The sequence below is a fragment of the Hoylesella marshii DSM 16973 = JCM 13450 genome, from assembly GCF_000146675.1.
Taxonomy (GTDB): domain Bacteria; phylum Bacteroidota; class Bacteroidia; order Bacteroidales; family Bacteroidaceae; genus Prevotella; species Prevotella marshii.
This window is the reverse complement of record NZ_GL397214.1, coordinates 1,248,487-1,269,200: the sequence shown is the minus strand read 5'-3', so window position 1 is coordinate 1,269,200 and position 20,714 is coordinate 1,248,487. Positions and strand designations below refer to the sequence as shown.

Sequence of the window (20,714 nt, the reverse complement as noted above, 5' to 3'; positions counted from 1 at the left end):
ATTATTTGGTCAATCCAAATAATTTGCTAACACACACACACACACACACACACACACACACACATTCGCACCTGGCGTAACCTCCATTCGATATTTTATTGTACGCGCGCGCGTAAGGCTGCGTGTATTCCCCATAAGCAAAGGGCTCCAAGGAGTTCCCTTTGTTCCTTTTTTCGTGCCCGTTTACAAGGTACGAGAAGGCAAAAATAACTTCAATTTTATTCACTTAAAACAATTAGAAAGATGAAAAGGAATCAGGAAGAAAAGCTCCCTTATCTTGCACCGTGGTGTGAGGTCATAGAAGCAGAAAACAGTCAATTAATCTGCTCTACAGTTACGCCGAGCAACGGTTCACAAGAAGACGACTACGAAGACAAGGGCGACCAAGAGGGCGATGAGTTTGAAGTAGATTTAGGTTTTTAATCAGTAAAAAGAAAAGAAAATGAAACAAGGATTCATGAAATTTAGTTTGCTTGCCGCTGGCCTCGCGCTGTTTACTGCGTGCAGCAAAGAGAATAATGACGAAAATACCGAAGAGCCAATAAAGGGCATCACGTTTAGTATGAGCGAAGCGCCGTATAATACCGACGTGGAGATAGCTGGCTCGCGCGCCAGCACAGATAAAGTTATCAAAGATACGTTTACCATCAACGGTGTGGAAGCCGAAGTAACCCTTGAGCGCGACCATGAGCAGCAACCCGCCACACGTGCCATCACGAGTGGCAATCATTACACCATTGTGGTGTTTAAAGCCGGTACAAATACCGAAGTTGCCAGTATTAAGGGTTATTTTGATGCTGCGGGGAAATTTAAATATGATGCCGGTAGCACACCGATTCAACTTTCACCGGCTAACTACGACTTCATTTGCTACACCCATCAATACGCCACACGTAGCGGCAATACCATCGAAGTTCCTTTGCAGTATGCAGACAAGGCTTTTGTTTGTAAGCAACTCGTCACCATCACTCATGCCAAAAAGCAAGAAATCGCTTTCACGATGAAGCATGCTGGTGCACGCGTTCGCACTAAACTCATTGCAGTGATGGAACCAAAGAATGTTGTCGCTACTTTAGGCTATCAAGCTAATCATGTTCCCGCCTCAACTGTCTACGATTTTACAACGGGCACATTTGGTGCGAGCACCAATAAAAATGCTACAGGGAAGGTGCAAGCACAAAATTATTCTGTTCAAGGAACAGTTGAAGATGCTACGCTGCAAATGTCTTTATTAACGGAAACGGGTAATAAATATCTTACTGTCTTGGCGGGAACAAAGCCCGAAGAGCTGGTATATAACATTACGGGTGGAACGGTGTACAATGCCACGCTTAATACCAATGGCGACCGCAAGTTAAAAGCCGGTAATGCTTTTGAAGCCAACGGTGCCTATACCCTCACCATCCGTTTGATGCCGCAGTATATTTATTTGTTTGAAGACGGTCAGACGGGGCCTCTTCATGCAGCGAACCGTCAAGGACATATTCCCATTGCGATTGTATTTGCGCCTCATAAAGCCATTGCATTGTGGAATGCCAAAGGAGGACAAAATAATACTCAATGGAAAAAAATGCTGGCTGGAGCGACGTACAAAGTAATTCTGTTATGATTCCTAATATCACAGATGCTACCAATAATACAGTCAGTGGGCAGGTTTGGACATGGGAGAGTTACGACAGTTACCACAACGGACATCCTATTGTAAAGGCAAAAGACCCCAATTTTGAAGGCTTTTATTATGCCGGTAACTTTTATCAAAGTACGGATTTAACAAGCAAGTTAAACGGTAAAACATTGTCGTCTAATCTTAATAAAGATGGCGTTTGGTATTTGCCAAGTTTCAATGAGTGGAGAGAGGTGCTTGTAAAGTTAGGTTTTGGTACGGTTGTTCCGGTATTAACATTTAATACACCTTTAGCTTGGAAATCGAAAATGATACACTATGCTTTTAGGGTTGCCGGTGGAGCTCCAATTGTAGGTGAACCGAGTGACCCTTGGGTTTATTATCAATGTAGTACCGAGAAAGATTCAGATAGATTCTATTACATTTACACAGGTTATTACAATGGTATGTATTTTTCCGAGAGCTATAAGTTTTACCCTCATTACATTACCCGTCCCTTCGTGGCTTATTAAGACTACGATCCATTTGTTAGCCCAATGCCAACGTGAAATGTGCCTGCAAGCCACTTGTTGGGCTGCTGCAAATGTGAAATGACCAACAAGCCGCTTGTTCAATCATTTTTGATTTTGTGTTATAAGAAAAGTGAGTGGTACGCATCGTGATGATGACGCGTACCACTCGCTTTTTTTTGTTTGTGTGGACGATGCCTTTGCTCCTGTGGAGCCGATGTCATCTGCCTACGTTGAGATGCGATGTGTGGTAATCGCCGCTTCCGCGTTTGGTTTTATCTAATTGCTTGATGCTGCCCGACAGGGTGATGTCGCCACTGCCGGTAAGGTTGGCTTTCACGGAGCCGCATTCGTGGAAAGATATGCTCACATCGCCACTGCCCACCAACGACAGGTAGGTGTTTTTTACGCCTATTTGTCGCATTTTGATGTCGCCGCTGCCGGTGAGCCATACGCCGGATGAAGCGCAACGCAGATGGTCGATGTCGATATCGCCGCTACCTTTGAGAGTGGTTTTTATCTCGTTGCAGATGATGTCGGAGATATCAATATCGCCACTGCCGTAGAGCTCCACCGTCATCGCATCGGTGTCTATCTTGTTTTTTGCAACGAAATCACCGGAACCTTTCACGGAGATGCCCACGATGTCGGGTGAAGTAACGTATATCTTCACATCGTCGGAGTTCCAGCCTCTAAAGATGCTTATGCTTCGGCGTCGCTCGCTTCTTATTTCCAATGTGGAGCCATCAGAGTGTATGTTCAATCGGTCGATGTCTTCTTGCGGTCCTACTGCCACTACCGAGGTTTTCGCCCCTTGGGTATAATACACAGAACTTGAGTTGAGCAGGGCTATCCGTATGAAATCTTTTACTTTGATTTCACGTTTCACGACTTTATCGGAGGCCATGGCCAAATGGCTGCATCCCAGCAACGCGGCCGCGATGAGCAGAAAAGAAAGGTTTCTTTTTGTGTTCATAATTGTTTTTTCTTTGTTGGTTTGTATGTGTATTAGACGTAAGATGGAGGCGAAAAGTTGCAACGGGGAGAGTTTTTCGCTTTTCTATCTCGAATATACATCTAAAAAAGAGCGATACGCTCCGCGCTTCGCTGTTTGAAGCATCGGAAGATGTATCGCTCCTTGTCTATTCAATTGCAGGTTTATTCGCTCTGCAACGGCACGGCGAAGTAGGCCTTTTTGCCGGTGGGGTATGTGCCTTGGATATAGAGCACAGGTTCTTTGCCGGTGGAAGCCTCTTTGACAGTTTTCTGCAAATCGTCGAGTGTCTTCATCGTCTGGTCGTTTACGCGCTGTATGATAAAGCCTCGGCTGATGCCTGCCTCTTTAAAGGCACCGTTGTTTACTTTGATGACTTCGAGTCCGTAGTTGATATTGAGCTGCTTCTTCTGGGCATCTGTTATCTCTCGGAAGTTTGCACCGAGCACGTCCATGTCGGCAGTCTTCACCACCTTGGTATTGCCTTGTGCATTCTTTAGCGTGACGGTGCGCTCGACGGTTTTCTTGTTGTGGAGATAGGAGAGCGTTATCTTGTCGCCCGGTCGCTTGCCGGCCATGATTTCCTGTAGCTCCGCCATCTTGCTCACCTTTTTGCCGTCTACGGTCGTGATGATGTCGCCCTCGGCAAGACCAGCGTCAGCTCCGGCACCGTCGGCATCGACTTTAGCAATGTAGATACCGTCGTTGGTGCCGAGGTTCACCTCCTTGCCCTGCTCCTTTTGCTGGTCGATATAGTTGTGGACGTCTGTCCCTTGGATGCCGAGCAAGGCGCGTTGCACGGTACCGTATTGTTTGAGGTCGGCTACTACCTTGTTCATAATAGTGGTAGGAATGGCAAATCCGTAGCCGGCATACGAGCCCGTCTGTGAATAGAGCATCGCGTTGATACCCACGAGTTCGCCCTGTGTATTGACCAATGCGCCTCCCGAATTGCCTGAATTGATAGCCGCATCGGTCTGGATGAATGATTCCACGCCATTGGCTCCCAAAGAGCGCGCCTTGGCACTCACGATACCGGCTGTAACAGTGGAATTAAGATTGAAAGGATTGCCCACAGCCAAGACCCACTCGCCCACTTTCAACTTATCGGAATCGCCGATGGGAAGAGTCGGAAGATTGCGTCCGTCAATCTTGATAAGGGCGAGGTCGGTGGTCTTGTCTGTGCCGATAATACGAGCGGAATACTCACGGTTGTCGTTCAATGTGACAGTCAGCTCGTCGGCACCTTCCACCACATGATTGTTCGTTACGATAAAACCATCGGAAGAAATGATGACCCCGGAGCCTGTAGCCTGGCGTTTGGGTGTCTGCACCTGTCGCTTCTGTGTGCCTCCGCCTTGATTGGGCGTGCCAAAGAAGCCGAAAGGGTCGGAAAAGAAATCGCTGAATGGGTCGCTCTGAACGTCAATGGTCTTCACCTTGGAGTTCTGCACATACTTGATATGTACTACTGCAGGTAACGCTTTCTCTGCTGCGTAGGTAAGGTCTACCGGCTGGGCTGGAGCAACGGCTGCTTGGGCTCTCATGAATGCACCTGCTGAGAGCACGACGGCCAACAGGCACATCGCCGCCAACAAATACTTATTATACTTTTTCATCTTTGTAATTGATTAATTGTTTGTGTCATATTTCGCAATAGACGCTTGCAAAATTAGACGCAAAAAGCGTGAAACTGACATCTTGTCTTATTATTTGTTCTCTTTTAACAAACCCATTCGAGCTATTAACGGCTCTTAATCCGAGTGTAAACATCATGCAAAAAAAGACATCGAATAATTTGGTCATTCCAAATAAATAGTTTACCTTTGCACCGCAAAATATTCATGGTAAGTGAATGATTCGTTAGCTCAGTTGGTAGAGCACAACACTTTTAATGTTGGGGTCTTGGGTTCGAGCCCCAAACGAATCACACTCGCTCAATGCAGGTTGTAAGAGGATTTCATAATGAAGTCCTCTTTTTTCGTTTTTAACCCCCAACCGATTATTAAGCAGTTTATGACCGACTTGGGTTGAAATCGGGAATGGATGGAAAAAAATGCTTTTTATTCGTAACTTTTCCGCCTCTTTTTATGATGATTCCTCGGTATTCGATACTCAAAAGTTCCTTGTGAGAATTTTCAAGGTCGTAAAGTTACGATTGGTAAGTTCTTATTTATGCGTCGTACAGATGGCGTTTGTACGGGGAAAGGCCGGAAACCTCTCTTAATAAAAAATGGTATTATCCTGTAACGGGAGTGGAGAAAACCACGAAAAGGATAAAAAAGAAATCTCGCTTGCAAATCACTGCAAACGAGACCCTTACTCACTAAATCAACAAAACTAATAATTCTATTCTGCCATTACCTATCCCTTTCGGGAGGAATGCGCAGCAAAGGTACGGCATTTCCATATATCACATTCGCATAAAACATTTTTATTTGTCCAATTCCAATTGCAATCGTTTGCATATTCGTATAGAAGCGATTGTCTTATACAGTGAAAAAACGAACTGAAATCTTGGTATATCAAAGTCTTTTCGTTAACTTTTTCAGTGGTAATCGCCACCATATACATATTGTAAGTTATTGATTTTTCAACTATAAGTTTACGACACAACAGATAGATTACCAACTTTTTAGGGAACTTCCTTATCCCGAACCGGCATAAATACAGACCGTTCATCGGGCAGACAGTGCGTGCCATTAATGATTTATAACAGAAATCATACATCCGTTTCCAATCTTTCACCGTATATTTGCAACCAATTCACAAACCCTATAAACAGTAAAAAGATGAAGAAAACATTGGTAAGTGCAGCTCTCGTATTAGCTGCTATGTGCTTCTCCGTAAGCGTGAACGCACAAAGTGTAAAGACACAGGATAAGAATAAAGTAGAGAAAACCGACTGCAAGACTGCTACCACATGCCAGAAGCAATGCAATGGCGATAAGAAACAGCAATGCAGTGAAAACAAAGGCTGCCACAAAGGAGAAAAAGGTCAGTGCGATAAGGCTAAGAAATGCGACAAAGCTAAGGGACAGTGCTGCGAGACAAAGAAGACTTGCAACAACGACCAGAAGAAAAAAGCTGACTGTTGCAACAAGCAGAAAGCACAGAAAAACTGTCAAAAGACGAACAAGTAATCTCTCATCTGTAGGATTACCAAGGGGACGAATCACCATTCGTCCCCTTTTTTCGTTTCTTCTTCCAGCGAGCAAGCAGGGCATCCTCAACCCCAATCGGTCACGAATGCCTGTACGGATTTGTGGGATTGTCGGTCAGATGCTTTGTCATTCCTGTCGAAAGCGTAACGGGCTACGTCGAGAAAAGGCGGCAGACAAGATGCCGGCAAGCGAATAAAAGATGACAGAAAACGACATCATCCCTATAGAAATGAGAGGTGGCCATCTCATAACCGATAGGAGTTCAAACAAACGAGGCCGATAGAAATCACTTCTCTCGGCCTCATTCATTCATTAAAAAAATAAAATATCATGAATATCTTACTATTTGTCCGGGTCGTAACCGCACATTCTTCCCGAAATGATTGAGCTTGTAAATGGCATCAATGCTCACACCACGCTTCCGAGCGATAGAGTAGAGTGTTTCGCCACTTTCCACCTTGTGGTAGCGAGGCTCGCTTCCGAGTTCCGGTATTGCAGTTTTAAGCGGTTCTCCCACGACATCCGCACGTGTATAACCTCCGTTTCCTATCTTCCCGCGCTCTCGTGTGGCAAGTGCCGACTCGTGTTCATAGCTGCTGCGGCGATAGAGATAATAGTCGCCTGTCACGTCTTGGTTGCGGAAATCAAACATCAATGCAGGGTTCAAAGCCACTCCGCAGAGACGTGTCTCAAAGTGAAGATGCGAACCGGTGCTACGTCCGGTGTTACCACCAAGACCTATCGGTTCGCCCGCCTTTACCGTCTGATTCTCTGAAACCAGCTGTGCCGACAGATGTCCGTAGATGGTTTCCAAGCCATTTGGATGCCGAATAACGATATATCTGCCGTATCCTGCGGCCTCATACCTCACGATTCTCACCTTGCCGGCAAAGGCCGAGCGGATGGTATCGCCGATATATACCTTTATGTCCAAACCTTTATGGGTGCGTCCCCAACGATGTCCGAAGTTGGATGTTACCACGCGACTCGGTGTTGGCATACAGAAATTGCGCAAACTGATGCGGAATGAGTCCGGCAAAGCAGTAGCTTTATGAGCATATTGGTTGTTCCAATCCTCATAAAGGTCGGCGGCGGGCGACTGCACCATCTCTTTATGAACAATGCTTTGCAACATCAGCGTGTCTACCGCTTTCATTTTGCGGTCTACGGGTGCTTGTCTTGCCAATAAATCCTGTCCGAATGCTGAACCGGCATATATGCTTAAAAGTGTGCCGAAAATAAATATCTTTATCGTTTTCTTTAACTCCATATCCTATTTCTCTTGGGTTGATGTCTCCGAGAACAACTCGGTTGTTCCATAAAAACAATCCGTTGAACACAACAAAAGTTCATCGAATCACGAAAGAGACGTGGCAAAGATAACGAAAAAAAGGCGAAGAACCAGCCCTCTTAACAGTTTTTGTTCTCTTTTTAACGTTTGGACGGCCTGTGTTTTCCTATCTTGTCACTTGTAAAAACGGGGTTCATAACCGCTTGGAGCAGACCTCTTTTCATGTTCCATTCCGCCTCTGAAGTACGATACGCAAACCATTGATATCCAGCATAAAAGCGATGAAAACGAGAAAGCTATGCTTTGAGCTTGTTAAAGCTATGCTTTCACGCTCTCAAAGCTATCCTTCGACGGCCTAAAAGGATAGCTTTCATACATCCGTTTCTATTTCACTGCAAGTCAAAGGGAAAATGTTGGCTTTTTTGTCTCCGACGAGTAAAGACGCCCTCGCCCATCGGGCAGTATCCCATCGGGCACGCTCTTGTGGGAAAAAGTGGAGGTTTTACTCCGAATCGTGTAACCCCCAATCGCTTATGAGACCGCTCATTTATACGCGAATTCGGGATAAGAGAGTCTTATCTAATAGCCCCGACGGGGCGTAAGACCTTAGACAGGGGTAAGCGATAGCGCAGCCCCTGTGTTGTGGATTCCCGCAGTCTAAGCCCTGAAAGGGCGACAGAACACGAACCCTCCATCCTCCGTCACCCCTACGGGGTTCATCTTTCTGCACATGCTTATCAGGGGTTACGCTCTTACGAGCTTCACACCCTGCCTAAGGTCTTTCGCCCCTTTGGGGCTTACAGCCCAGATAACCTTATCCCGAACTCGCTCATTTATCATTCAATATTGCTCCTACGGCTTCTTGTCATCTTCTATCCGCTTGTCGATATCTTGTCTGCCGCCTTCTTTCGACGTAGCCCGCTACGCCTTCGATAGGAAGATTAAGCATCTGAACGACCATCAAAACAAAACCTGTATAGGCTCTAATGACCGATTTGGGGTAAGGGAGAAAGAGAAGACAGGTAAGTGTCTGTTGTATCGACGGCACATTTTTCAATTGTCAGTACTTGGTCGCAATATTCCACGACGGCAGGACGGTGGGTGATGAAAAGAACCGTTTTATCACGATTCGACAGGATATTACGCAGTAAACGCCGCTCTGTTTCGGGGTCGAGAGCGCTCGTTGCTTCATCAAACAGCATGATTTGCCGGTTGCGAAGCAAAGCCCTTGCAATGGCAATGCGTTGCGCCTGTCCTTCGCTCAGGCCTCCTCCCGACTCGGTACATGCCGTGTCAAGTCCTTCGGGCAGAGTCATCACAAAGTCGGCACAGCTTTTCCGCAGTGCATCGGCCATCTCCTCGTCGGTGGCATCAAGCTTTCCAAGACGCAAATTCTCGCGTATAGTGCCGCTCATGAGCGTGTTTCCTTGCGGAACATATACTAAATTACAGCGTAAGAGCGGCGAGAGAGGGTACGAATGCTGAGCGTCGTACATTTCAAGACAACCATCTATGGGTTTCATCAGGGCTAATATCATGCGTACAAGCGTGGTTTTACCCGAACCGGTCTCGCCTAATATGGCTGTGCAGCTGCCCGGGCGGAAATCGAAAGTAAGGTTTTCGATTACTTTTCCCTCGCCGTCGTCGTATTCAAAAGAGACGTTTGAAAGTCTCACGCCGCAGGGAGTGCCCATATAAATAGGAGTGCCTTGCTCTTCAAGCGGGTTTTCTTCAAGTTCCATCAGTCGTTCCGCAGCTGTAAAGACAGAGACAAACTGCGGCACGAGCTTGGTAAGATTGCGTGCAGGGCTTTGTATTCTATTAACCAACTGTAAGAAAGCAGTCATACCTCCAAAAGACAATGTGTGTTCAGACATGCGTATCGCCGCCCAAAGGAAGGCTACCAAATAGCCTGCAGAGAAGCCTAAATTGAGTATAAAGTTGGAGAACACGTTGAAAGCCGTGCGCTTAACGACGTTGTTGCGTAAGGTGCTTTGGGCAGACTCCAGCCGGTCAACCAGCAGCGTGCGGGCTTCGAGCGTTTTAATCAGCATGCGGTTCTGTATGGTTTCCTGCAAAACGCTCTGTACATTGCTGTCGGAATCGCGTACCCGACGTGTGAGTTGACGCATGCGACTGATGTAAATCTTGCTGAGAACGACGAATATCGGAATAATGCCCACTGTGATACAAGCCAGCATAGCATCCATAGAAAACAAATAAAAGAAAGCACCGAGGAAGAGAGTGAATACGGATAGCGTGTTGGGGATAACCTCTGTGAGGAAGTTCACTACGTTGGCAACATCCAGCTCCAGCCGATTGAGCACATCGCCGCTATGGTGTCGTTCCTTTCCATGCCACTCCGAACGCAGCAAACGGTCGAGAAGTCGCTGTTGCATGCGGTTCTGTGCGCGGATGCCAAGGATGTTTCTTATCCAAATGGATGAGATGCTCAGGGCGAAATCGGCAAGTATGAAGATGCCGATAAGGCCTACCGACCCATAAATAGAGCCGTCGCGGTTGCCGGCTGCCACGTCTATGGCACGTTGAAATGCCCACACCATGGACAAACTCACTGCCACTCCGAGCAGTCCGATAACGGCGTTGAGCATGGCCTGAAGCCTGTTTCCATGCCAAGCAGCCCATAACCAACGGAATATTTCCTTGGCTGTATATCTGTTGGTCTTGCCGTTGAGAAGCGTTTTAAAGTTGCTGAATATCATCAATGGGCGGTAAATAAATGAGCATCTCCTTGCGGTGATAGGATATATAATAAAGGTGTGGGAAACGACAAGCTATTATACTTGTGCGGCATCTTGCCTCTGGTCTACCCCCCAAGCCATCTTTTCACGTAGTGTAGAGAAGTATTTTTGTCCGTTTCTTTTTACGATTCTTGTGATATAAGGTGCCTTTCTGATGGTCAGTTCGGTACCTTCCGCGAGCTTTTCAGACCGTCCGTCGATGGCAATCAGAAAGCTATGGCTGCGACTCTCGACTGTCATCGTAATGACAGAAGCGTCGGAAATCACAATCGGACGAATGCTCAAGCTGTGGGGGGCTACAGGGGTAAGACAGAAAATGCTTGTCTGCGGCACCATGATAGGACCTCCGTTAGATAGCGAATAGGCAGTGGAGCCGGTGGGAGTAGATACGATGAGTCCGTCGGCCTGATAGCAAACGAGGTGTTCGCCGTTGATTTTCGTGTGAATGGAAATCATCGATGCATTGTCTCTCTTTAAGATGGCAATGTCGTTCAATGCGTAAGGAATGGCTTTGAGGGGTTCTCCCGAGGTTTCAATCATGAGATTCGTATGCGCTTCCACTAAGTAATCGTCTGCAAAGATGGAAGCAATGGCCGTTTGAATATCGCGTGGCGAGATGTCGGCAAGAAAGCCTAACCGTCCCGTGTTGATGCCGATAATGGGTGTCTGCTTAGCTCCTACCCTGCAAGCAGCCTTTAAGAAAGTGCCATCTCCCCCCATTGAGATAACAAAGTCTGCTGAGAAGTCGCTTCCGTCGAAAACCTTTACGTCCTCGACACGAAGCTGTAGGGTCTTTGTCAGGAAAAGATAAAAGGGGCGGTCGATGGCGATGTCGGCACCAAAGCCATGCAATACACTCAGAAGAGTTTGGACAGAAGCCGACTTTTTAGCCTGATATTCGTTGCCGAAGATGGCGAAACTTAGCTTTCTCACGGGCATATTTAATAGCTTTTTAAAATATTCTTCATCGTCGTATGCCATCAACTGACAAACTTTTCGTATCTTTGTAAAGGACAAAACCTCTGTGATGGGCGGAAAGCAGTCGTATCAGCAACGGTTGAAGCTGCGCCGCCAAGAGGTTCTATGTTGCAAAAATACAGTTTTCTTTTGATAAACAACCTGATAAAACAATAAAATTATGGCAAAGGTATATGAGTTTTTGGCCAATGGCTTTGAAGATATTGAGGCATTGGCACCTGTAGACATTCTGCGCAGAGGCGGCGTGGAGATACAGACAGTCAGTGTTTCCGGCTCCGAATACGTGATGTCTGCACACGGCGTAACCCTGAAAGCAGACGTGAAATTTGAAGAGGTGAAAGACTTTGAACAGGCCGATTTGTTGCTGCTACCCGGCGGAATGCCCGGTGCAAGCCATCTGAGCGAACATGAGGGACTGTGCCGTCTGCTTACTGCACATCACGCCCAAGGCAAACGCATCGGAGCTATTTGCGCCGCACCGTTTGTTCTCGGAAGGTTAGGCATACTGAAAGGAAAGCGTGCTACCTGCTATCCGGGCTTTGAAAAGTTTCTCGACGGTGCCACCTATACACAAGAGTTATGCACCGTAGACGGAAATATCACCACGGGGAAAGGCCCTGCCGCCGCTTTTATTTACAGCTTCAGACTGCTGGAACAGCTCGTATCGCGAGAGAAGAGTGAAGAGGTGAAGAGCGGCATGCTCATTCCCGATGTCATCGCAGCACACCAAGTATGAGCCAATACTTGATTGTCGTGGCCGGAGGGAAAGGCTTGCGGATGGGTGGAAGCATCCCTAAACAGTTTTTGCCGATAAACGGTTTGCCCGTACTGATGCGCACCTTGCAACGCTTCAAAGACTATTCCGAGGCATTGAAGATAATCTTGGTGCTGCCAAAAGACCAGCAGGAATATTGGAAAAGCCTGTGTGCCGAGCATCGATTCGATGTCCATCATGAGGTGGCCGATGGTGGAACAACCCGCTTTCAGTCGGTAAAGAATGGGTTGAGGCTCATCCCCGAAGATGCAAAAGGCATCGTTGGCGTGCATGATGGTGTGCGTCCGTTCGTGTCTCTCTCCGTCATTAAACGTTGTTACGACACTGCCAAAGAGGCGAAAGCCGTGGTGCCGGTTGTGCCGGTGGTTGAGACTTTGCGGCAGATAGGTGGTTCCACTGTGGCAAGAGACGACTTCCGGCTGGTACAGACCCCGCAAACCTTTGACATCTCCCTGCTCAAACAAGCCTATAATCAGGAGTTCCGAGACGATTATACCGATGATGCGTCGGTCGTAGAAGCCATGGGGCAACCGATAACCCTTGTGGAGGGCAACCGCGAAAACATAAAAATCACTACACCATTCGACATCCTGATAGCCGAGACACTTTGCCGATTGCCAACCGAAAGCAGTCTTCCCGGCACCTCATCATCCGTTCCGTTTTATTCATTTCTCCCCAAATAAACCCATCATTGAGCATCCTCGAACAAGACATCATGTACCTCCAAGGGGTAGGACCCAAAAGGAAAGAGATATTAAGTAAGGAACTTCATATCGAGTCTTACCGTGACTTGCTCGAATACTACCCGTATAAATACGTAGACAGAAGCCGCATCTATGCCATAGACGAGTTGCGTTCGGACATGCCTTTCGTACAAATCAAAGGACGAATCCTCAGCTTTGAAGAATATGATACAGGCCGACGACGCAAACGCATCATTGCCCATTTCACCGACGGACACGGCGTTGTAGACCTTGTTTGGTTCCAAGGCACGCAATATGTCTATAAGAACTACCGCGTAAATACCGACTATATTGTCTTTGGAAGGCCTTCCTTGTATAACGGACGATACCAATTTGCCCATCCAGACATAGAGAACGCTGCCCAACTGCAGCTCTCCACCATGGGAATGCAACCTTATTACGTCACCACAGAACGCATGAAGAAGGCCGGTATCACGTCGCGTGCCATAGAGAAGCTCACGAAGACACTCATCGAAAAGATTCCTTCTCCTCTGCCGGAGACACTTCCTCCGTTCATCACACAGCCTCTTCATCTGATATCCCGCGACGAAGCGTGCCGTAAAATACACTACCCGCAATCGGCAGAAGATACCTCCCGCGCACGACTTCGACTGAAGTTTGAAGAGCTTTTCTATGTTCAGCTGAATATATTAAGGTATGCCAGCGACCACAAACGCAAGTATCGTGGGTATGTTTTCACACGCGTCGGCTCATTGTTCAATCGCTTTTATTCCTCCAACCTTCCCTTCCCACTCACCGAAGCCCAAAAGAGAGTGATACGAGAGATACGCTCCGACATGGCATCGGGCAGCCAGATGAATCGGCTTCTGCAAGGAGATGTGGGCTCGGGAAAGACCCTTGTTGCCCTCATGTCTATGCTCATTGCTCTCGATAACGGCTTCCAAGCCTGCATCATGGCACCCACCGAGATACTCGCCGAGCAACATCTCACTACTATCGGCACATTCCTCAAGGGCATGGACGTGAGGGTGGAACTGCTCACAGGCATGGTGAAAGGACGCCGCCGACAAGCCATCCTCGAGGGATTGGCAAACGGCGAAGTACAGATACTTGTGGGCACGCATGCTGTGATAGAAGAAAACGTGCAGTTCGCCCGTCTCGGTTTCGCTGTCGTAGACGAGCAACACCGCTTCGGAGTGGCACAGAGAGCACGCCTATGGAGCAAAAGCGAGAACCCTCCTCATGTGCTCGTTATGACGGCAACACCGATTCCACGCACCTTGGCCATGACCATTTATGGCGACCTCGATGTGAGTGTGATAGACGAACTGCCACCGGGACGCAAACCCATACAGACCCTTCATAAGTACGACACCCAGCTCACAAGTCTCTATCAGAGTATTCGCAGGGAGATAGAGTTGGGGCGTCAGGTCTATATCGTCTTCCCGTTAATCAGCGAAAGCGAGAAGATTGACCTGAAAAACTTGGAAGACGGTTACGCTGCCCTTCTGGAAATATTCCCCGAATACAGGCTCAGCAAGGTGCACGGAAAGATGAAATCTGCCGAGAAAGAAGCCGAAATGCAACGTTTCATATCAGGAGAGACGCAGATATTGGTAGCCACCACAGTGATTGAAGTGGGCGTAAACGTGCCCAATGCCTCAGTGATGATTATCATGGATGCCCAACGTTTCGGTCTCTCCCAGCTCCATCAATTACGCGGACGCGTAGGCCGGGGCGCCGAACAGAGCTATTGCATCCTCGTATCGCCCTTTAAGCTATCGGCCGAAACACGGCGACGAATAGATATTATGTGTGAGACAAACGACGGATTCCGCATCGCCGAGGCCGATTTAAAACTGCGTGGCCCCGGCGACCTTGAAGGAACACAACAGAGCGGCATCGCTTTCGACCTGAAAATAGCAGACATCGCACGAGACGGACAGATAGTGCAGCTGGCACGAGAAGAAGCTCGGAAAATCATAGAAACCGACCCCACATGCGAGAAAGCCGAATATGCCATGCTCTGGAACAGGCTGAAAGAACTGCGAAAGACCAACATCAATTGGATGGCTATCAGTTAAACATCCCCTCTCCCCTTCCTCCTAACACACTCCTTCATATATCAATACGATTGGACTCCTTATATACATCCAATTGGATTCATTATATCAATACAAGAAGGTTCCTTATATCAACACAACAGGGTTCCTTATATCAACACAAAAGGATTCATTATATCAATACAAAAGGATTCATTATATCAATACAACAGGATTCATTATATCAATACAAAAGGATTCCTTATATCTATAGGATGATACATGAAAAACAGGGGCAATATAAGATGTAATCCCATCTCAACCTTCCTACACGGACAGATGCCCATGAAATTGCGATGCAAAGGCAGATATAAACGTGAAAAGTACTGCTTATTCGGATTTATTTCGTAAATTTGCATCCATCAAGTGACTATTTTCAATAAGTATGAACGTATTAGAATTAAGTGAACAAGAGATTGTTCGCAGGCAAAGTTTGCAAGAGTTACGCAATATGGGTATCAACCCCTATCCGGCAAACGAATATCCCACCAACGCTTTCTCTACAGAGATAAAAGAACATTTCAGCACCGACGAGCAGCGAGAAGTGTGCATTGCCGGACGTATGATGACCCGCCGAGTGATGGGAAAGGCATCTTTCGTAGAGTTGCAAGACTCCAAAGGACGCATACAAGTATATATTACACGCGACGACATCTGCCCCGACGACAATAAAGAGCTTTACAACACGGTATTCAAACGACTGTTGGACATCGGCGATTTCATAGGAATAAAAGGCTTCGTCTTCAAAACACAGACGGGAGAAATCTCTGTTCATGCACGTGAACTCACCGTTTTGGCCAAGAGTATCAAGCCGTTGCCGGTGGTAAAATACAAAGACGGTGTGGCCTACGATAAGTTCGACGACCCAGAGTTGCGCTATCGGCAACGCTATGTAGACCTCGTAGTAAACGAAGGAGTAAAGGAAACGTTCCTCAAACGGGCTGCCGTGTTGCGCACCATGCGTAGCGTGCTCGACAGCGCAGGTTACACCGAAGTGGAAACACCCATACTGCAAAGCATCGCAGGAGGCGCCTCGGCAAGGCCGTTTATCACCCATTTCAACGCTCTCAACACAGAGATGTATATGCGCATCGCCACGGAGCTGTACCTGAAACGCCTGATAGTAGGTGGCTTTGAAGGAGTGTACGAGATAGGAAAGAACTTCCGCAACGAGGGCATGGACCGCACCCATAACCCCGAGTTCACGTGTATGGAACTCTACGTGCAGTACAAAGACTACAATTGGATGATGGCTTTTACCGAGCAACTCTTAGAGAAAATATGTATGGAGGTGAACGGCTGTACAGAGACCGTTGTAGACGGAAAGACCATCAGCTTCAAAGCACCCTACAGACGGCTGCCCATTCTCGATGCCATCAAAGAGAAGACAGGCTTCGACCTCAACGGGATGAGCGAAACGGAGATACGCGACGTATGCCGCAAATTAGGCATGGAAACAGACGAAACCATGGGTAAAGGCAAGCTGATAGACGAGATTTTCGGCGAGTTCTGCGAGGGAACATTCATCCAACCCACCTTTATTATAGACTATCCGGTAGAGATGTCGCCGCTCACAAAGATGCACCGCTCGAAACCCGGACTAACAGAACGCTTCGAACTGATGGTAAACGGCAAGGAGTTGACTAACGCTTATTCAGAACTGAACGACCCTATCGACCAAGAACAACGCTTCATTGAGCAAATGAAACTTGCCGATAAAGGCGATGATGAGGCCATGGTTATCGACCGAGACTTCCTCCGTGCACTGCAATACGGCATGCCTCCTACATCGGGAATAGGCATTGGTATCGACCGATTAGTCATGCTCATGACAGGCCAAACAGCCATACAAGAAGTGCTCTTCTTCCCTCAAATGCGACCGGAAAAGAAGATTCCCAAGAGCACAGCTGCCGAATGGGCGGCTATCGGCGTAGCAGAAGAATGGGTGCCGGTGTTCAACAAGGCGGGCTATAACCTCGTTTCAGACATCAAAGAGCTCAACCCGCAGAAGTTGCAGATGGATGTCTGCGGCATCAACAAGAAGTATAAATTAGGCTACACCCAGCCGAGCGTAGACGATTTTGCCCTGTGGATAGCGAATGCCGCTAAGGAATAAGGGCGCAAGAGAATAGCGGAGAAGGCATATCCCATAAGGGTGTGTGCCTCCCCCGCTCTTATTTTTTCAACTTAACGATAGTCAGAAGAATGTTCGATTGCGGTAATATTGCGATTATAGGAGGTGGTAGCTGGGCTACAGCCATTGCCAAAATAGTTGTGGGAAAGACCCACCGGATAGGATGGTACATGCGTCGTGACGACCGGATAGAGGATTTCAAACGTCTCGGACATAACCCCGCCTATCTCGCCAGCGTGCGTTTCGACATCAATGAGATAGAGTTTTCGAGCGACATCAATAAGATTGTGCAGGCCTACGATACGCTGATTTTCGTTACGCCGTCGCCCTATCTGAAGAATCACCTTAAGAAGTTGAAGACTCGCATACGGGATAAGTTCATCATAACAGCCATTAAAGGCATTGTGCCCGACGAGAATTTAGTGTGTTCCGAATACTTCCATCAGGTGTACGATGTGCCCCACGAAAACCTCGCTTGCATAGGAGGACCCTCCCATGCCGAAGAAGTAGCACTCGACCGGCTGTCCTATCTTACCATCGGTTGTACCGACCAAGACAAAGCGAAAGCCTTTGCCGACATTCTTTCGGGCAACTTCGTCAAGACGAAAACAAGTACCGATGTCCTCGGTATAGAGTATTCGTCGGTTTTAAAAAACGTATATTCCATTGCCGCAGGTATCTGTAGCGGACTGAAATACGGCGATAATTTCCAATCGGTGCTGATGTCTAATGCCGTGCAAGAGATGTCCCGACTGTTGAAGTCTGTCAATCCGATAGAGCGCAGCATTGAGGATTCGGTATATTTAGGCGACCTTCTCGTAACGGGATATTCCAATTTCTCCCGCAACCGGACGTTTGGTACAATGATAGGAAAGGGATACAGCGTGAAGAGTGCACAGATAGAAATGGAGATGATAGCAGAGGGCTACTTCGGAACAAAGTGCATGAAAGAAATCAATCGCCACCTGCATGTCAATATGCCCATATTAGATGCGGTCTACAATATATTATACGAACGCATCAATCCGCAGATAGAAATCAAGCTCCTCACAGACTCTTTCCGATAAAACCATAGCAAATCAAGCGCAACAGTGCGCATTCAATCAATAAACAGACAACAAATGGATAACATGAAATTAGACATCCGTAAGGCCGAACAGTTCCTACCGGCCGGTGCCATCACGGCACTTCAACCACAGGTAAAGGCCGCCCACGAGGCATTGGAACAGGGAACATGCAAAGGTAACGACTATTTAGGATGGCTGCATCTGCCCACCCAAACCACCGAAACGTTCCTTGCCGAAGTGCAAAACGTAGCCGATACACTGCGCAAGCAATGCGAAGTAGTGGTCGTAGCCGGTATAGGAGGCAGTTATCTCGGAGCACGCGCAGTGATAGAGGCATTGGGCAACTCGTTCGCATGGTTGCAACGCGACGACAAAAACCCGACTATCGTGTTTGCCGGCAATAACATCGGCGAGGACTACCTTTCCGAATTAACCGACTATCTCAAAGGGAAACGGTTCGGTATCATCAATATCTCCAAGTCGGGAACAACCACCGAGACCGCCCTCACTTTCCGTTTGTTGAAGAAGCAATGTGAAGAACAACGCGGAAAAGACGAGGCTCGCAATGTAATCGTGGCCATTACCGATGCTCATAAAGGAGCTGCTCGGGCTGCCGCCAATAAAGAGGGATACAAGACTTTTGTCATTCCCGACAATGTGGGCGGACGTTTCTCCGTTCTCACCCCCGTTGGCTTGCTGCCCATCGCTATTGCCGGCTTCGATATTCGCCGCCTCATCGCCGGAGCACAAGACATGGAACGAGACACAGCCCTCAACATTCCGTTCTCTGAAAACCCTGCAGCCATCTATGCAGCTGTACGCAATGCGCTGTACAAAGAAGCCGGAAAGAAGATTGAAATCATGGTGAACTACCAGCCAAAGCTCCATTTCATCAGCGAATGGTGGAAGCAACTCTTCGGCGAAAGCGAAGGGAAAGAGGGCAAAGGCATCTTCCCCGCATCCTGCGATTTCACCACCGACCTGCATTCCATGGGGCAATGGATACAAGAAGGCGAACGCTCTATCTTTGAAACGGTTATCAGTGTTGAGACGCCCAATCGTCAACTCCTCTTCCCCCACGATGAAGAAAACCTCGACGGGTTGAACTTCCTTGCCGGCAAACGTGTGGACGAGGTGAACAAAATGGCAGAACTCGGCACACGCTTGGCACATGTAGACGGCGGAGTTCCCAACATACGCATCTCCATACCCACGCTCAACGAATACTATATAGGCAGACTTATCTACTTCTTTGAAATCGCTTGCGGCATCAGCGGCAATGTCTTAGGGGTGAATCCCTTCAACCAGCCCGGGGTAGAAGCCTATAAGAAAAACATGTTTGCCTTGCTTAACAAACCCGGGTATGAGGCCGACAGCAAGGCCATTAAAGAGCGGTTGCAGAGCGAGCAATAAGTCTTTTATTGTCAATCGTTTACGAATAAAAACAAAAACGATTGGCGCCTGATTCGTAAAAGCTAAGCTATCGGCGTGTGAAAGGATAGCTTTTACACGCTGAAAGCATAGCTTTCTCGGCATAAAACCTTAGCGATTACATTTTCGTCCTTGCCCCCCAATTGGTCATGAGACCGTTCCTCTATCCTTTTCTATGGAGGATATCGCTTTTTACACGCTAAAAAACGCCCCTTCAAAACTCTCTACTTATGTTTCAAACCACCATCAACGACTATAAGAAACAACATCGATTCCCTGTCTTTTCACCCAAAGCTGTACTCTTCGACATGGATGGCGTGCTCTACGATTCTATGCCCAACCATGCCGTTTGCTGGCAACAGGCAATGAAAAAATTCGGCATCCGCATGACAGCCGACGATGCTTATCGCTACGAAGGCATGCGGGGAGTAGAGACCATACAGCTTCTTGTGCACGAGCAACAAGGGCGGACAATTAGCGAAAGCGAAGCCCAGACGATGTACGACGAGAAAGCCCGTCTCTTCGGACTGATGCCTGTTGCCCCCATCATGCCGGGCGTAAGAGAGTTGATGGATAAGATTCAACGTGCCGGCATGCAGATTGTTGTCGTTACAGGCAGTGCACAGAAACCGCTGATAGAAAGACTTCACAGCGATTTCCCCGAATTTGTAAACCGCAACAAGATAGTAACAGCCTATGATGTGCAGCGGGGCAAACCGGCTCCCGACCCGTATTTAATGGGACTAAGCAAAGCCGGCGGCCTGCAGCCTTTCGAGGCCATCGTGGTAGAAAACGCTCCCTTGGGCGTGAAAGCCGGTGTTGCTGCCGGCATCTTCACCATTGCCGTCAACAGCGGTCCTTTGCCCGATGAGGCACTTCGCTCGCAAGGTGCCCAATGGGTGTTTGCAGACATGCCTGCATTATGCAATGCATGGACAACTCTCCACTCCTTTTTTGAAAATCACAACAGCAATAGTTATTGAGAGAAATCATTGTGAATCTCTGTTTGAATCAAGGTGATAAGCAGCTGAAGAAGGATGGAACAAAACGACATCACTTGCAGAAAAACAAAATAGCACAATCTCACGATTGCGCTATCTCTCTCAAAAACTTATATAATAATACACGTACGGTTTAGTTTTCTGTAGTGATACAATGGTTTCATTGCACGCCACAACA

General features: G+C 47.6%; 16 protein-coding genes and 1 tRNA gene. 12 read left to right on the top strand and 5 right to left on the bottom strand.

Translation table 11 applies throughout. The features are described from left to right. Positions 1–243: 243 nt before the first annotated feature. From HMPREF0658_RS05255 to HMPREF0658_RS05245, 3 genes are read left to right on the top strand one after another with little or no spacing between them, the layout of a single operon-like run. The gene (locus HMPREF0658_RS05255) at positions 244–423 is read left to right on the top strand and encodes a hypothetical protein (protein ID WP_006949153.1); all 180 of its coding nucleotides are present in this window, start codon (positions 244–246) and stop codon (positions 421–423) included. 19 nt (positions 424–442) lie between these two features. After that, on the top strand, positions 443–1,609 hold the full coding sequence (locus HMPREF0658_RS05250) for a hypothetical protein (RefSeq protein WP_006949151.1): 1,167 nt from the start codon (positions 443–445) through the stop codon (positions 1,607–1,609). Next, the gene (locus HMPREF0658_RS05245; RefSeq protein ID WP_139047725.1) at positions 1,561–2,136 is read left to right on the top strand and encodes a hypothetical protein; all 576 of its coding nucleotides are present in this window, start codon (positions 1,561–1,563) and stop codon (positions 2,134–2,136) included. The genes HMPREF0658_RS05250 and HMPREF0658_RS05245 overlap by 49 nt, the downstream gene beginning before the upstream one ends. Before the next feature lie 217 nt (positions 2,137–2,353). Here HMPREF0658_RS05245 and HMPREF0658_RS05240 read toward each other — a convergent pair whose 3' ends face one another. Together HMPREF0658_RS05240 and HMPREF0658_RS05235 are read right to left on the bottom strand one after the other, a co-directional pair. Further along, positions 2,354–3,109, bottom strand: coding sequence for a head GIN domain-containing protein (locus HMPREF0658_RS05240; RefSeq protein ID WP_006949146.1), 756 nt, complete (start codon positions 3,107–3,109; stop codon positions 2,354–2,356). A 182-nt stretch (positions 3,110–3,291) separates the two neighbouring features. Then, positions 3,292–4,746, bottom strand: coding sequence for a Do family serine endopeptidase (locus HMPREF0658_RS05235; protein WP_006949145.1), 1,455 nt, complete (start codon positions 4,744–4,746; stop codon positions 3,292–3,294). A 238-nt stretch (positions 4,747–4,984) separates the two neighbouring features. Between HMPREF0658_RS05235 and HMPREF0658_RS05230 the strand changes: the two genes are divergently transcribed. Both HMPREF0658_RS05230 and HMPREF0658_RS05225 read left to right on the top strand, forming a co-directional pair. After that, positions 4,985–5,057 (top strand) — tRNA-Lys (locus HMPREF0658_RS05230). An 862-nt stretch (positions 5,058–5,919) separates the two neighbouring features. Then, positions 5,920–6,270 (top strand): hypothetical protein, encoded by a 351-nt coding sequence (locus HMPREF0658_RS05225; RefSeq protein WP_006949143.1) that lies wholly within the window; start codon positions 5,920–5,922, stop codon positions 6,268–6,270. A 349-nt stretch (positions 6,271–6,619) separates the two neighbouring features. On the opposite strand, the gene HMPREF0658_RS05220 is transcribed toward HMPREF0658_RS05225, so the two are convergent. The 3 genes from HMPREF0658_RS05220 to HMPREF0658_RS05210 form a co-directional block, all read right to left on the bottom strand. Next, positions 6,620–7,561, bottom strand: a complete 942-nt coding sequence (locus HMPREF0658_RS05220) for a peptidoglycan DD-metalloendopeptidase family protein (RefSeq protein ID WP_006949142.1) — start codon at positions 7,559–7,561, stop codon at positions 6,620–6,622. Between the two features lie 1,004 nt (positions 7,562–8,565). Further along, positions 8,566–10,305 (bottom strand): ABC transporter ATP-binding protein, encoded by a 1,740-nt coding sequence (locus HMPREF0658_RS05215; RefSeq protein ID WP_006949141.1) that lies wholly within the window; start codon positions 10,303–10,305, stop codon positions 8,566–8,568. Positions 10,306–10,380: 75 nt separating this feature from the next. Then, positions 10,381–11,325 carry an NAD kinase gene (locus HMPREF0658_RS05210; protein WP_006949140.1) on the bottom strand — a complete coding sequence of 315 codons (945 nt, stop codon included), beginning with the start codon at positions 11,323–11,325 and terminating at the stop codon, positions 10,381–10,383. A gap of 157 nt (positions 11,326–11,482) precedes the next feature. On the opposite strand from HMPREF0658_RS05210, the gene HMPREF0658_RS05205 reads away from it, so the two are divergent. From HMPREF0658_RS05205 to HMPREF0658_RS05175, 7 genes are all read left to right on the top strand, one after another. Then, entirely contained in the window at positions 11,483–12,058 is a 576-nt protein-coding gene (locus tag HMPREF0658_RS05205; protein WP_006949139.1) for a DJ-1 family glyoxalase III, read from the top strand. Next, complete coding sequence (locus HMPREF0658_RS05200; RefSeq protein ID WP_006949138.1) at positions 12,055–12,780, top strand: 2-C-methyl-D-erythritol 4-phosphate cytidylyltransferase; 726 nt, start codon at positions 12,055–12,057, stop codon at positions 12,778–12,780. The genes HMPREF0658_RS05205 and HMPREF0658_RS05200 overlap by 4 nt, the downstream gene beginning before the upstream one ends. 8 nt (positions 12,781–12,788) lie before the next feature. Beyond that, complete coding sequence (gene recG / locus HMPREF0658_RS05195) at positions 12,789–14,885, top strand: ATP-dependent DNA helicase RecG (protein WP_006949137.1); 2,097 nt, start codon at positions 12,789–12,791, stop codon at positions 14,883–14,885. Between the two features lie 403 nt (positions 14,886–15,288). Continuing rightward, positions 15,289–17,019, top strand: a complete 1,731-nt coding sequence (gene lysS / locus HMPREF0658_RS05190) for a lysine--tRNA ligase (RefSeq protein ID WP_006949136.1) — start codon at positions 15,289–15,291, stop codon at positions 17,017–17,019. 89 nt (positions 17,020–17,108) lie between these two features. After that, positions 17,109–18,104 carry an NAD(P)H-dependent glycerol-3-phosphate dehydrogenase gene (locus tag HMPREF0658_RS05185; protein WP_006949135.1) on the top strand — a complete coding sequence of 332 codons (996 nt, stop codon included), beginning with the start codon at positions 17,109–17,111 and terminating at the stop codon, positions 18,102–18,104. 54 nt (positions 18,105–18,158) lie between these two features. Further along, positions 18,159–19,517, top strand: a complete 1,359-nt coding sequence (locus tag HMPREF0658_RS05180; RefSeq protein ID WP_006949134.1) for a glucose-6-phosphate isomerase — start codon at positions 18,159–18,161, stop codon at positions 19,515–19,517. A gap of 248 nt (positions 19,518–19,765) precedes the next feature. Then, a complete protein-coding gene (locus HMPREF0658_RS05175; RefSeq protein WP_006949133.1) occupies positions 19,766–20,518 on the top strand; it encodes an inorganic diphosphatase in 753 nt (250 codons plus the stop codon). Positions 20,519–20,714 lie beyond the last annotated feature (196 nt).

What these genes read in the sequence shown, in the direction of transcription:
- HMPREF0658_RS05225 (WP_006949143.1), top strand. Translation starts at nt 5,920, where the DNA reads ATGAAGAAAACATTGGTAAGTGCAGCTCTCGTATTAGCTGCTATGTGC.
- HMPREF0658_RS05200 (WP_006949138.1), top strand. Translation starts at nt 12,055, where the DNA reads ATGAGCCAATACTTGATTGTCGTGGCCGGAGGGAAAGGCTTGCGGATG.
- HMPREF0658_RS05210 (WP_006949140.1), bottom strand. Translation starts at nt 11,325, where the DNA reads ATGGCATACGACGATGAAGAATATTTTAAAAAGCTATTAAATATGCCC.
- HMPREF0658_RS05175 (WP_006949133.1), top strand. Translation starts at nt 19,766, where the DNA reads ATGTTTCAAACCACCATCAACGACTATAAGAAACAACATCGATTCCCT.
- HMPREF0658_RS05220 (WP_006949142.1), bottom strand. Translation starts at nt 7,561, where the DNA reads ATGGAGTTAAAGAAAACGATAAAGATATTTATTTTCGGCACACTTTTA.
- HMPREF0658_RS05185 (WP_006949135.1), top strand. Translation starts at nt 17,109, where the DNA reads ATGTTCGATTGCGGTAATATTGCGATTATAGGAGGTGGTAGCTGGGCT.
- HMPREF0658_RS05255 (WP_006949153.1), top strand. Translation starts at nt 244, where the DNA reads ATGAAAAGGAATCAGGAAGAAAAGCTCCCTTATCTTGCACCGTGGTGT.
- HMPREF0658_RS05235 (WP_006949145.1), bottom strand. Translation starts at nt 4,746, where the DNA reads ATGAAAAAGTATAATAAGTATTTGTTGGCGGCGATGTGCCTGTTGGCC.
- HMPREF0658_RS05215 (WP_006949141.1), bottom strand. Translation starts at nt 10,305, where the DNA reads ATGATATTCAGCAACTTTAAAACGCTTCTCAACGGCAAGACCAACAGA.
- HMPREF0658_RS05245 (WP_139047725.1), top strand. Translation starts at nt 1,561, where the DNA reads ATGGAAAAAAATGCTGGCTGGAGCGACGTACAAAGTAATTCTGTTATG.
- lysS (WP_006949136.1), top strand. Translation starts at nt 15,289, where the DNA reads ATGAACGTATTAGAATTAAGTGAACAAGAGATTGTTCGCAGGCAAAGT.
- HMPREF0658_RS05250 (WP_006949151.1), top strand. Translation starts at nt 443, where the DNA reads ATGAAACAAGGATTCATGAAATTTAGTTTGCTTGCCGCTGGCCTCGCG.
- HMPREF0658_RS05180 (WP_006949134.1), top strand. Translation starts at nt 18,159, where the DNA reads ATGGATAACATGAAATTAGACATCCGTAAGGCCGAACAGTTCCTACCG.
- HMPREF0658_RS05205 (WP_006949139.1), top strand. Translation starts at nt 11,483, where the DNA reads ATGGCAAAGGTATATGAGTTTTTGGCCAATGGCTTTGAAGATATTGAG.
- HMPREF0658_RS05240 (WP_006949146.1), bottom strand. Translation starts at nt 3,109, where the DNA reads ATGAACACAAAAAGAAACCTTTCTTTTCTGCTCATCGCGGCCGCGTTG.